Origin of the sequence: Cryobacterium sp. M15, from assembly GCF_002929675.1 — a bacterium.
GTDB lineage: Bacteria > Actinomycetota > Actinomycetes > Actinomycetales > Microbacteriaceae > Cryobacterium > Cryobacterium lyxosi.
Genome location: NZ_PJJW01000038.1, coordinates 252808 through 265091, shown reverse-complemented (window position 1 = coordinate 265091; position 12284 = coordinate 252808). Strand labels below are relative to the sequence as shown.

12 protein-coding genes are annotated in these 12284 nt (G+C 65.6%); 5 read left to right on the top strand and 7 right to left on the bottom strand.

From position 1 onward, the window contains the following. Positions 1–2: 2 nt before the first annotated feature. Genes CXY83_RS10945 through CXY83_RS10930 form a run of 4 tightly spaced genes read right to left on the bottom strand, consistent with a single transcriptional unit; the run spans position 3 to position 4732 of the window. Positions 3–1325 carry an aspartate aminotransferase family protein gene (locus CXY83_RS10945; protein WP_104197367.1) on the bottom strand — a complete coding sequence of 441 codons (1323 nt, stop codon included), beginning with the start codon at positions 1323–1325 and terminating at the stop codon, positions 3–5. Positions 1326–1368: 43 nt separating this feature from the next. Further along, positions 1369–2385, bottom strand: a complete 1017-nt coding sequence (locus tag CXY83_RS10940; RefSeq protein WP_104197366.1) for a TIGR03842 family LLM class F420-dependent oxidoreductase — start codon at positions 2383–2385, stop codon at positions 1369–1371. A gap of 25 nt (positions 2386–2410) precedes the next feature. Further along, positions 2411–3844 carry a dihydropyrimidinase gene (gene hydA, locus CXY83_RS10935; protein WP_104197365.1) on the bottom strand — a complete coding sequence of 478 codons (1434 nt, stop codon included), beginning with the start codon at positions 3842–3844 and terminating at the stop codon, positions 2411–2413. 24 nt (positions 3845–3868) lie between these two features. Beyond that, on the bottom strand, positions 3869–4732 hold the full coding sequence (locus CXY83_RS10930) for a nitrilase-related carbon-nitrogen hydrolase (protein ID WP_104197364.1): 864 nt from the start codon (positions 4730–4732) through the stop codon (positions 3869–3871). Positions 4733–4928: 196 nt separating this feature from the next. Between CXY83_RS10930 and CXY83_RS10925 the strand changes: the two genes are divergently transcribed. The 5 genes from CXY83_RS10925 to cofD all read left to right on the top strand — a co-directional run bounded on the left by CXY83_RS10925 (position 4929) and on the right by cofD (position 9515). Beyond that, positions 4929–5570 carry a GntR family transcriptional regulator gene (locus CXY83_RS10925; RefSeq protein WP_255408769.1) on the top strand — a complete coding sequence of 214 codons (642 nt, stop codon included), beginning with the start codon at positions 4929–4931 and terminating at the stop codon, positions 5568–5570. Between the two features lie 163 nt (positions 5571–5733). Next, positions 5734–6723 (top strand): putative F420-0 ABC transporter substrate-binding protein, encoded by a 990-nt coding sequence (locus CXY83_RS10920; protein ID WP_104197362.1) that lies wholly within the window; start codon positions 5734–5736, stop codon positions 6721–6723. A 22-nt stretch (positions 6724–6745) separates the two neighbouring features. Continuing rightward, positions 6746–7762: a putative F420-0 ABC transporter permease subunit gene (locus CXY83_RS10915; protein WP_104197361.1), complete on the top strand. Its 1017-nt coding sequence runs from the start codon at positions 6746–6748 to the stop codon at positions 7760–7762. After that, positions 7753–8541 (top strand): ABC transporter ATP-binding protein, encoded by a 789-nt coding sequence (locus CXY83_RS10910; RefSeq protein ID WP_104197360.1) that lies wholly within the window; start codon positions 7753–7755, stop codon positions 8539–8541. Before CXY83_RS10915 ends, CXY83_RS10910 begins: the two co-directional genes overlap by 10 nt. Further along, the gene (gene cofD, locus CXY83_RS10905; protein WP_104197359.1) at positions 8538–9515 is read left to right on the top strand and encodes a 2-phospho-L-lactate transferase; all 978 of its coding nucleotides are present in this window, start codon (positions 8538–8540) and stop codon (positions 9513–9515) included. Before CXY83_RS10910 ends, cofD begins: the two co-directional genes overlap by 4 nt. A 31-nt stretch (positions 9516–9546) precedes the next feature. On the opposite strand, the gene cofC is transcribed toward cofD, so the two are convergent. The 3 genes from cofC to CXY83_RS10890 all read right to left on the bottom strand — a co-directional run bounded on the left by cofC (position 9547) and on the right by CXY83_RS10890 (position 12256). Next, the gene (gene cofC, locus CXY83_RS10900) at positions 9547–10230 is read right to left on the bottom strand and encodes a 2-phospho-L-lactate guanylyltransferase (protein WP_104197358.1); all 684 of its coding nucleotides are present in this window, start codon (positions 10228–10230) and stop codon (positions 9547–9549) included. 181 nt (positions 10231–10411) lie between these two features. After that, a complete protein-coding gene (locus tag CXY83_RS10895) occupies positions 10412–11206 on the bottom strand; it encodes a coenzyme F420-0:L-glutamate ligase (protein WP_104197472.1) in 795 nt (264 codons plus the stop codon). Between the two features lie 48 nt (positions 11207–11254). Beyond that, complete coding sequence (locus tag CXY83_RS10890; protein WP_104197357.1) at positions 11255–12256, bottom strand: TIGR03557 family F420-dependent LLM class oxidoreductase; 1002 nt, start codon at positions 12254–12256, stop codon at positions 11255–11257. Positions 12257–12284 lie beyond the last annotated feature (28 nt).

Genomic DNA, 12284 nt, shown 5'->3' with positions numbered 1-12284 from the left:
GGTTAGGAAAGCAGGGCGAGGCTGAGAACCTCGTCATAGATGGCGAGCGCTTCAGCCACCTCGGCATCGGTGACGACGCAGGGCGGCACAACGTGGATGCGGTTCTCCACGAGGAACGACAGCAGGCCGCGGCCGAGCAGTTCGCCCTTCACCCGGGTCATGACGGCGGCACTCACCGGCTCTCGGGTCGCCGGGTCAGCCACAAGTTCGAGCGCCCAGAAGACGCCGACACCGCGCACTTCGCCGATAATCGGGTGTTTCGCCTGCAGCGCCTTCAGGCCCGGCTCGAGCACGTCGCGGCCGATGCGGGCGGCGTTCTCGACGATGCCCTCGGCCTCCATCGCGTCGAGCGCGCCGACGATCGACGCCATGGCGAGCGGATGCCCACTGTAGGTGAGCCCGCCGGGAAAGACCGTCTCGTCGAAGGTATCCGCGATGGCATCGGAAATGATCACACCACCGGTGGGTATATAACCGGAGTTGACACCCTTCGCAAAGGTGATCAGGTCGGGCACGACGTCGTACGCTTGAAACGCGAACCAGTGGCCGGTACGGCCGAAGCCGCACATGACCTCGTCGAGGATGAGCATGATGCCGTACTTGTCGCAGAGCGCGCGCACACCGGGCAGGTAACCGGCCGGCGGCATCATGATGCCGGCGGTGCCGGGAATGGACTCGAGCAGAATGGCGGCGATCGAGGCAACGCCCTCACTCTGGATGACGCGTTCGAGGTGGTGCAGGGCACGCGCGCATTCCTCGGCCTCGCTGGCCGCCCAGAATTCGCTGCGATACAGGAACGGGCCGAAGAAGTGCACGTGGCCGCGCGAATACTCGTTGTGCATGCGGCGCCAGTCGCCGGTGGCGACGATTGCCGCTCCGGTGTTGCCGTGGTACGACCTGTAGAGCGAGAGCACCTTGTCGCGGCCGGTGTGGAGGCGGGCCATGCGTATGGCGTTCTCATTGGCATCCGCTCCGCCGCTGGTGAAGAAGACCTTGTTGAACCCGGCCGGGGCACGATCGGTGATGCGCCTGGCCGCTTCACCGCGGGTGAGGTTGGCGGTGGACGGCGCGATGGTCGTCAGCACGGCGGCCTGCTCGGTGATGGCTTTCACGACAGCCGGATGCTGGTGGCCGATATTCACGTTCACCAGCTGACTGGAGAAATCGAGATAGGTACGTCCGTCGTGATCCCAGACGCGGCAGCCGAGCCCACCGGCGATGACGAGCGGCTTCAGCGCCGCCTGCGCCGACCAGGAGTGGAAAACGTGCGCGCGGTCGAGTTCGCTGGTGTGCGTATTGAGGCTTTTGGTGCTGGTGTCAGTCACGTATATCGCTGGCTTTCTGTATTGGTGGTGGAGATGATGAATGCTATTTTCTGGCCGTAATGGTGTCGGTCAGGCCCGGAATCACGGTTTCGCCGTAGACGCGCATCGTTTCTTCTTTATTGTCGTGCTGCAGGTACCCGGCAAACTGGTCGACACCGAGTTCTTTGAGCGCCTCGAGCTTCTCGATGTGGTTTTTTGCGGTGCCGAGCAGGCAGAACCGGTCGACGATCTCGTCCGGCACGAAAGCGGCGTGCTCATTGCCGGCCTTGCCATGCTCGTTGTAGTCGTAGCCCTCACGGTCCTTGATGTAGTCGGTGAGCGCCGTCGGCACGGTCGAATCGGCGCCGTACTTGGCCACGATGTCGGCCACATGGTTGCCGACCATGCCGCCGAACCAGCGGCACTGGTTGCGCATGTGCTCCCAGTCCTCTCCGATGTAGGCGGGGGCGGCGACGCAGAACTTGATCGACAGGGGGTCCCGGCCGGCATTGGAGGCAGCGGTGCGCACGCTGGCTATCATCCACTCGGCGACATCGAGGTCGGCCATCTGCAGGATGAAGCCGTCGCCGACCTCTCCGGCGAGCTTGAGCGCGAGCGGACCGTAAGCGGCGACCCACACGTCGAGGTTGGAGCCGCGGCTCCACGGAAACTGCACCGTGGCGCCGTTGTATTCGACCGGGCGGGAGTTGGCGAGCTCCCGAATGACGTGGATCGACTCGCGCAGGGTCTTCAGTGTGGTCGGGGTGCCATTGGTGGTGCGCACGGCCGAGTCTCCGCGGCCGATGCCGCAGATGGTGCGGTTTCCGTACATCTCGTTGAGGGTCGCATAGGTCGACGCCGTAACCGTCCAGTCGCGCGTGGCCGGGTTGGTGACCATGGGACCGACGATGATCCTGCTGGTCTCGGCCAGGATACGGCTGTAGATCACATAGGGTTCCTGCCAGAGCAGGTGCGAGTCGAAGGTCCAGACATGGCTGAAGCCGTGTGCCTCGGCCAGTTTGGCCAGTTGCACGGTGCGCGCCGACGGCGGGTTGGTCTGTAGCACTGCTCCAAAATCCATGTCATCGCCTCAGATCAGACTGTCACTAGATCAAATACTGGCTCAGGCCGCGCTTGATGAAACGACCGTCGCCCTTGGTGCCGAGGTAGGCGGAATCGTCGATGATGACCTTGCCGCGGGAGATCACGGTGTCGACGTGGCCGTCGATCTCGTAACCCTCCCAGGCGGAATAGTCCATGTTCATGTGGTGTGTCTTTTCCAAACCGATGGACGTGTGCCCGTTCGGGTCGTAGATCACCACGTCGCCGTCGGCGCCGGGCGCGATGACACCCTTCTGGCCGTACATGCCGAACATGCGCGCCGGGGTGGTTGAGCACACCTCGACCCAGCGTTCGAGCGAGATCTTGCCATCGACGACGCCTTGGTACAGGAGGTCCATGCGGTGTTCGACCGAGCCGATGCCATTGGGAATCTTGGAGAAGTCGGTCAGTCCCAGGTCTTTCTGACCCTTCATGCAGAACGGGCAGTGGTCGGTGGAGACCATCTGGATATCGTTGGTGCGCAGGCTCTGCCACATGTGGTGCTGGTGCCCCTCGGCCTTGGCGCGCAGCGGTGTGGAGCAGACCCACTTGGCCCCCTCGAAACGGCCCCACTCGTCGCTCTCGGCACCCAGGTTGTCCTCGAGCGAGAGGTAGAGGTACTGCGGGCAGGTCTCGCCGAACACGTTCTGACCGTTGTCCCTGGCCGACGCGATTTGGGCTACGGCCTGCTTGGCTGAGACGTGCACTATATAAAGGGGTGCTCCGGTGAGGTCGGCGAGCATGATCGCCCGGTGCGTGGCTTCTTCCTCGGCCTGCCAGGGTCGGGTGAGCCCATGGTAGAGCGGACCCGTATTGCCGGCAGCGACCGCCTGCTGCACGAGCAGGTCGATGACGCTGCCGTTCTCGGCGTGCATCATGATCATGCTGCCGTTCTGGGCGGCCCGCTGCATGGCCTTGACGATCTGGCCATCGTCGCTGAGAAACACGCCCTTGTAGGCCATGAACAGTTTGAAGCTCGAGACGCCCTCGTTCACGAGCTCGTCCATAGCGGTGAGGGAGCTGTCCTGCACGTCGGAGAGAATCTGGTGAAAACCATAGTCGATGGCACACTCGCCGGAGGCCTTCTCTTGCCAGGCGGCGTAGCGCTCAAGCACACTCTCGCCGGCATACTGCACGACGAAATCGACGATGCTCGTGGTGCCGCCCCAGGCAGCGGCGCGTGTGCCGGTTTCAAAGGTGTCGCTGGCCTGGGTGCCGCCGAATGGCATCTCCATGTGGGTGTGGGCGTCGATGCCCCCCGGAATGACGTATTTGCCGCCGGCGTCGATGACGCGGTCGACATTGGCCGCCACATCGAAGCCGAGCAGGTTCGCGCCCGGCGCGAGCACCGCGGCGATTTTCTCACCGTCGATCAGCACATCGGCGAGCCCTCGTCCCGTGGCGTTGACCACGGTGCCATTCTTGATCAAAGTCTTCATAGCATCCGCTCTAATCAGTCGCAGCTAGGGCGCGACGAGCGTCTCGTAGGAGTCGGGGCGGCGGTCGCGGTAGAACTGCCAGGAGTTGCGCACCTCACGGATCACGCCGAGGTCGAGGTCGCGCACGACGATCTCCTCGATGTCAGTGGACGCGATCGCGCCCACGTAGTTGCCCGTGGGGTCGACGAAGTAGGAGCTGCCGTAGAACGTCACGGCCTCAGCGCCGAACTCGGCCTCTTCGTTGCCGATGCGATTGTTGGCGCCGATGAAGTACTGGTTGGCCACGGCTGCGGCCGGCTGTTCGAGCTCCCACAGGCGGTTGGACAGGCCGGGCTTGGTGGCCGAGGGGTTGAATACGATCTCGGCGCCGTTCAAGCCGAGTGCGCGCCAGCCCTCGGGAAAGTGGCGGTCGTAGCAGATGTAGACGCCGATCTTGCCGTACTTCGTGTCGAAGACCGGGTAGTCGGTGTTGCCGGGGCGAAAGTAGAACTTTTCCCAGAACTGCGGCAGGTGAGGGATGTGGTGCTTACGGTATTTGCCGAGGTAGGTTCCGTCGGCGTCGATGACCGCTGCGGTGTTGTAGAGCACACCGGGCTGTTCTTCTTCGTATATCGGCACGACGATGACCATCGTGAATTCGGCGGCGAGCTTTTGAAAGCGCTCGACGATAGGGCCCGGCACGGCCTGAGCGTAGTCGTAGTACTTGGCGTCCTGCACGATGCCGAAATAGGGGCCATGAAAGAGTTCCTGAAAGCAGATGACCTGTACGCCCTGGGTGGCCGCGGTACGCACGAAACCCTCGTGCTTTTGGATCATGGATTCTTCGTCGCCGGTCCAGGTCGCCTGGGTGATCGCTGTTCGAACGATGTTTCCACTGTCAACACTCATGCTGTGCCCTCCACTTGCTTTCGTTAGTCAAGGGGCAAGACGAACCGCGCTGTTCGTGTTGTTATTCATTGACGTAAACATTTCAAATGTGTTTTTCTGTGTATCGCACGCATTAGTTATCCTGTCGGCCAGGGCACCCGGAGGCAAGGGCAATGCAGGACTTTATCGGCGAGATCGAGCAGCGCTCCCCGCAGGGATTGCCGCGGCCATCGGTCGGCTGATTGCCTCCGGTCGGCTCGCACCGGGCGACCGATTGCCCACCGTTCGAGTGCTGGCCGGCGAGCTCGGCGTGAGCCCCGCCACGGTCAGTCACGCCTGGCAGGCGCTTTCTGCGGTCGGCCTGATCACGTCACGCGGACGCGGTGGCACCTTCGTGCAGGACACCGCGCCCACGTGGCTGCCGGCCGGCTTCACTGCAGCACTGGAGCTCGGCCCGGCGGTTGTGCTGTTGCAGCCGCGCGCGCACAACCCCACCGGAGCGTCGATGACGGCGCATCGGGCCGAAGAACTGGCCCAGCTGCTGCGCACGACTGCGGCGAGCGCAGACACCATCGTGATCGAAGACGACCATTCCGCCGAAATCAGCATCGCCCCCGACATGAGTCTCGGCTTCTGGCTGCCGGTGCCAAGCGAACGTGACGCCATGGTGCGTCTCACCGCGTCGGGCATTCGCGTGGCCGGTGGCTCGCCGTTTCTGGCGAACACCGGTGGCCCCGAGTTCATTCGAGTGACCGCCGGCGCCCTGCCCGACGACATACGACCTGTGGCCGAGGCCCTCTTCGCCGCGGCGCATCCGCGTGATGCCGCTGTGCACCCGGTCGCTGCGCGCTGGTCGTAGCCCTGCCGGGGGCCTAGGGTTGAGGCAGACCACCGGTTTGCTTTGACCGGTTCTGCTGGCCTGGATTTGGGCTGAGGTCCATCACTGCTGTGTCACCAACAGCGTGCCAGTTTGCGCCTGATTTGCCTGGAGCATGGGGCCGCACAGAGTCGAAAGAAACCCCATGCCACGAATTGTCGTGCGCCTCGCTGCGCTGGCCGCCGCATCCCTGTTGCTCAGCGGATGCGCCGCCACGGTCGCCCCCGCCGCCACCAGCACTGACGCGCCGGCAGCCAGCGCGAACTACCCGATCACGGTCGACAATTGCGGCACGAGCGTTACCGTCACGGCCGCCCCCGAACGCATCGTGTCGATCAAATCGTCGGCGACCGAACTGCTACTGGCCCTCGGCGTCGGTGACCGCATCGTGGGTTCAGCCTTTCTCGACGGCCCGCTGCCAGAGTCGCTCGAAACGACAGGCGCCGACCTCAACGTGATCAGCGACTTCCTGCCGGGTCAGGAGGCCGTGCTCGCGCTCAACCCCGACTTCATCTACGGGGGCTGGGAATCCAACTTCACTGCGGACGGTGCGGGAGAACGTGACGCCCTCACGGCGCTCGGCGTAAGCACCTACGTCTCCCCCGCGGCCTGCAAGGGCGAGCGGATGCCGAACCCCCTCACCTTCGACACCGTGTTCACCGAAATTGAGGAGGCCGGCGCAATCTTTGGGGCAGCGCCCGTCGCTGCCGACCTGGTCAACGCCCTGAAGGACGAATTGGCTGCGCTCGAACCGACCTCCACGGACACCTCCGCCCTCTGGTACTCCAGCGGCACCACCACGCCCTACGTGGGCGCCGGCATCGGCTCGCCGGAAATGATCATGCAGGCCGCCGGCCTGAGCAATATCTTCGCTGACGTGAGCGACACCTGGACCTCGGTGGGCTGGGAATCGGTCATCGAGGCCAACCCGAGTGTCATTGTGCTGGTCGACGCCACGTGGAACACGGCCGCCTCGAAGATCGCCCACCTCGAATCGGACCCGGCCACCCAAGTGCTCGATGCCGTGAAGAACCAGCGCTACATCATCCTGCCGTTTGCCTCGACCGAGGCCGGCATCCGCAATGTAGAAGCGGCGTCCTCCACGATCACCCAGCTAGCCGACCTGAACGAGTGATCTGGTCCAGTCGGGAACTGCGGTGACCCGGAGCAGATACCTCGGGTGGCTTCTCGCGGCCACCATCACTTTGATTCTGGGGTGCGGGGTGGCGGTGACCATTGGGCCGGCCGCCGTGTCCTTTGCACAGGTCATGGGCAGCATCGGCGCCCACCTCGGCTTCGCGACGGAACCGGTTCCGATCCTCATCGACTCGATCGTCTGGCAGCTGCGACTGCCGCGCGTTCTCACGGCTGCGCTAGTCGGCGCCGGCCTTGCGCTGAGCGGCGCCGTGATGCAGAGCGTGACGCGCAACCCCCTCGCCGACCCGTACCTGCTCGGGCTTTCGAGCGGGGCATCCGTCGGCGCGGTCTGCGTTGTGATTCTCGGAATCGGCTTTTTTCTGCCGGCGGCGGCTTTTGCCGGCGCTCTACTCGCCCTCGTAGCGACACTGAGCATCGCCAAGGTCGGCGGCACTATCACCCCGGTGCGAGCCGTATTGGCGGGGCTCGCCATCGCGCAGCTCGCCGGCGCCCTGACGTCATTCATCATCTTCTGGGCCGCCAAGGGCGACTCCTACCGCGAGATCCTCAACTGGCTGCTCGGCTCGGTGGCCGGCGCCACCTGGCAGAGCGTTGCGATCGCCGCGACGGCCGTGGCCGTCGTGGGCACGGGCATCCTGCTGTCGGCGACCCGGCTGGACGCCTTTGCCTTCGGTGACACCTCGGCGGCAAGCCTGGGCATCGACGTGAACCGCACCCGCTGGGCGCTGCTCGGATCGGTCGCGCTGCTGACCGGCGCGATGGTGGCCGTCAGCGGGTCGATCGGATTCGTCGGGCTTATTCTGCCCCACCTCGTGCGCGGCGTCAGCGGCCCGGGGCACCGCCGGCTCCTGCCGCTGGTAGCGGTCTGCGGCGCGCTGTTTCTGGTCATCGCCGACACGCTCGCACGCACGGTGTTCGATCCGCGCGAACTTCCGGTGGGCATCATCACCGCGTTCATTGGCGTGCCGGTCTTCATTCTGCTGATCAAGAGAAAGAAGTCGCACCTATGGGCGTAGACCTCGACCAGCTGTCGTTCGCCATCGACGACACCAGAATACTGCGGGACGTCTCGGCGTCACTGCCCACCGGCAGCGTCACCGGTCTGCTCGGGCCGAACGGTGCCGGCAAATCCACCCTGCTGCGGCTGATCGCCGGCATCGACAAAGCGGATACCGGCACCGTCACCCTCGACGGCGCCTCGGTCGGGTCGTTGTCCCGGCGCGAAGCGGCCCGCCGTATCGCGCTGCTCGAACAGAATGCGGCGCCCAGCGTGGAACTGACCGTGCTCGACGTCGTGCTACTCGGCCGCATCCCCCACCGCACCAAGCTGATGGGATCGTTCGGCGGTGACGACGACCACGCCGTCGCCTTCAGCGCACTCGACGCCGTCGGCGCGGCACCGTTGGCCGACCGGTACTGGCAGACCCTGAGCGGCGGGCAGCAGCAGCGCGTGCAGATTGCCCGGGCCATGGCGCAGCAGCCGAGCCTGCTGCTGCTCGACGAACCGACCAACCACCTCGACGTCAGCACCCAACTCGCTCTGCTGGGGCAGGTGCGTGAGCTCGCAGTGACGGCGATCATGGCCCTGCACGACCTCAACCTCGCGTCGGCGTACTGCGACCAGCTTCTGCTACTCGATGGCGGCCGGCTCGTAGCCACGGGCACCCCCGACGAGGTGCTCACCCCCGAGATCATCGGCGCCGTCTACGGCGTGGACTGCTTCATTTTGCAACACCCGCGCGGCGGGCACCCGGTCATCGTGTATTCCGCCGCCACGTCGAAAGGCAACTCATGAGGAACGTGACCGTGCTGGCCGGCGGCGTCGGCGGTGCGCGCTTCACCCGCGGGCTACTGGCCCACCTCGCCGCAGCCGCCCCCGACGCAGCCGTGACGGTGATCGTGAACACCGGCGACGACATGTGGCTCGACGGGCTGCGTATCTGCCCCGACCTCGATACCGTCATGTACACCCTCGGCGGCGGCATCAATGAGGAACAGGGATGGGGCCGTCCCGAGGAAACCCGGCGGACTTCCTCGGAGATCGCCGCCTATGGCCGGGGCTGGTCGTGGTTCACCCTCGGCGATCTCGACCTCGCCACGCACATCGTGCGTACCGATCTGCTGCGAAACGGGTCAACCCTGAGCGAAGCGACCGCGTTTCTCTGCCAACGCTGGCAGCCCGGAGTGCGGCTGCTGCCGATGAGCGACCAACCCGTCGAGACTTACGTATGCCTCGCTGAGAATGTAGATGAGCACGCAGCCGGTGACTATATTCATTTTGAGGAATGGTGGGTGCGTTACCGGGCGCAGGTGGCCGTAACCGGTTTCAAGCAGCGCGGGCTGGCCGAAGCGGTCGCAGCCCCCGGCGTGCGTGAAGCCATCCGAACGGCCGACCTCATCGTGCTTCCGCCCTCAAACCCAGTCGTGTCGATCGGCACAATTCTGGCCGTGCCCGGCGTTCGCGACGCCCTGCGTTCCACGACCGCCCGAGTGGTCGGGGTATCCCCGATCATCGGCGGCGCGGCCGTGCGCGGTATGGCCGATGCCTGCCTGCGCACGATCGGAGTCGAAACGAGCGCCCTCGCCGTCGGACTGCACTACGGCTCCCGCAATCGAGGTGGGCTGCTCGACGCCTGGCTCGTCGATGAAACGGATGCCGCGGCGCTGCCCGCGCTGGCGGCCGCCGGCATCCGCTCAACTGCTGCGCCACTGTGGATGAAGGACCTGAACGCCACGACCGCGATGGCCGCCGCCGTGCTCGCCCTGTGAACTAGAGCCCGGCGAACTAGAGCCCGGCGAACTAGAGCCCGGCGAGCAGCGCGCTCGTGTGCGGGCCGAACCCGAACGCCCGGGCCACGTCGAGGTCGACGACGGTATCGACATCGTGACGCAGCGTCGAGGTGGACGACAGGTCGAGCACAACGTGCCCGGCGGCCTGGTGCGCGGCGCGTGAGCCGACACCGAACTGCGGCGTGAACAAGATGCCAGTACGGGCGAACAGACTCGTCGTTCCCACGCCTTCGGCGTCGGGCACGACGGACCGGGGGTGCAAGGCGGCGAGCGTGAAAGCGTCGTCGAGGTCGGCCGGGCGCAGGGCGGGCAGGTCCCCGGTCAGTACGGCCAGGTGCGCGTCAGGCTGGCTGAGTCGGGCGGCAGCGATGCCCTGCATGATCGCAGTATTCAACCGGGCATGCCCTGTTTCGGCTCCCGGCGCCTCGAGCACGATGACCGCGCCGAGCCCGGCGAGCAGCGCGCCCACACGAGCACTCGGGGTCACCACGAACACGCGTTCCACAGCGGATGCTGCCACCAGTGCCGCCACCGTGTCGAGCGCGAACGCATCGGCGAGCGCTGCCCGTTGGGGCCCAGCCCCGAGTCGGCTCTTCGCGTCCGGGCTGCCCTTTATAGGAACGACGATCACCCAGCTCGCCGTGCCGGGTAGTGGCGACGGCCTTCGGTCGACTGCGCCGCGGGTCTGGTCCATAGCAAAACGCTAGCAGCGTCGTCCACACTCGGCGCGCGACAGCCTCAAGGGTCGACTGCCTCCATCCGTCGACCATCGTCACCCGCGTCGAGGGCAACTTTCCAGGCCGCAGCGTCGAGCTGAACTACCGTTTCACGCTGCACGCCGAGAGCGGCCTGATCGAGGCCCTCACGATCTCGATCTAGGCCCTTCCGGCCGCGAACCCGGCGGCATACCCCTCGGCATACCCCTCGGCATACCCCTCGGCACAGGCCTCCGCCGTGCCGAGACGGAACATGTCGCTGTCGCTCGGGCGCTGCAGCGCCCGAGCGCCGGGGAGCGCCAGGTCACCGACCAGGCGGCCGAGTCCGCGTACCACGGCGACCGGGTTGCCGCTGGTCTTGCCCTTGACCAGATCCGCAGCGGCAGCGATCTCGTCGGCGACGGCCGCGACGGTGACGTCGAGGCGGCGGCCGGAGGTATCCGCTGTGCCGCGCAGGTCGTCGAGTACCGCGAACCCGGCTGCGCCAATGGCCAGGTCGGTCTGGCCTTCCCGCCAGGGGCGCCCGGCGGTATCGGTCACCAGCACGCCGAGCCGCAGCCCGGTGCGCTCACGAAGGGCCGCGCAGATGATGCGCGCGGATGAATCCGGATCAACCGGCAGTAGCAGCACCACGCCATCGGGCGCGTTGCTGGTGTCGACGCCCGCTGCGGCCATGACCAGGCCCTGGCGGTTTTCGACGATACGAGTGACCCCGCCGGGGTACGCCCGCGACGCCACGACGCGCACCGTCTCGTCGGTGATCGCCTGCTCCCGGTCCACTGCCGCGACGACGCGACCCTCGGCTTTTGAGACGATTTTGCTGGTAATCGCCACAATGTCGCCGTCGAGCAGGCGCGACTGCGCCGCGTCCGCGATCAGGCCGGCAAGGTCGTCGCCGGCCTGGATCTCGCCGAATCCACCGAGCGTGAACACCTTGAGGCCGAACAGTTCCATAGCGCCCACTTCGGCGACGGCAGCGTCGGGCTGCGAATCGTGCACCATCTACCGAACGAGCTTCGGCAGAACGGATGCCCCAAAAACGTCGATCCACTGTTTCTGGTTGCGGCCCACGTTGTGCAGGTAGATGCGATCGAAGCCGAGGTCGACGAACTTTTGGATGTACTTGCGGTGCTCGTCGGGGTCGGCTGAGATGATCATGCGACCCTCGAAGTCTTCCGGACGTACCAGCTTGGCCATCTGCTCGAACTCGAACGGCGAACGGATGTCGCCCTTCGGAAACTTCATGCCACCGTTCGGCCACTCGTGCAACGCGCTGGTCATGGCCTCTTCGTCGGTCTCGGCCCAGCTCATGTGCAGCTGCAGCACCTTGGGCATGATCGACGGATCCTTGCCGGCTTCGCGGGCACCGTCGTCGAACTTGCCGAACAGCATCGAGATCTTCTCCAGTGGGGCACCGACCGTGATGAGGCCGTCGGCGAGCCTACCGGCACGCTTGGCGGTGACGGGGCCGGCGGTGGCGACCAAAATCTCGGGGGCCACCTCGGGCATGGTCCACAGCCGAGTCGACTCGAGCTTGAAGAACTGGCCGGAGTGCTTGACATCCTTGCCCGCGATCGACCCGGCGAACAGCTTCGAGATGATTTCGATTGCCTCGAACATGCGGTTGATGCGCTCGGGGGCTTCCGGCCAGTATCCACCAACGATGTGCTCGTTCAGGGCCTCACCGCTGCCGAGACCGAGCCAGTGCCGGCCGGGATACATCGAGGCGAGGGTCGCGGAGGCCTGGGCCACCATGGCCGGGTGCCAGCGAAAAGTCGGGGCGGTCACGCCGGGACCGAAGTCGCCCGTGGTGCGCTCGGCGATCGCGGCGAGGACGCTCCAGACGAAACTCGACTGGCCCTGGGCCGGTACCCACGGTTGAAAGTGATCGGCCGCCATGACGCCGGTGAAACCATGCTCCTCGGCGTACGCCGAGAGCGCGACCGCCTCAGCCGGTGCGAACTGCTCCAACATGGCCGCGTAGCCAATCTGCAACTGCGTCATTGTGCCCTTCCTGCGCCAAAAGATTCTC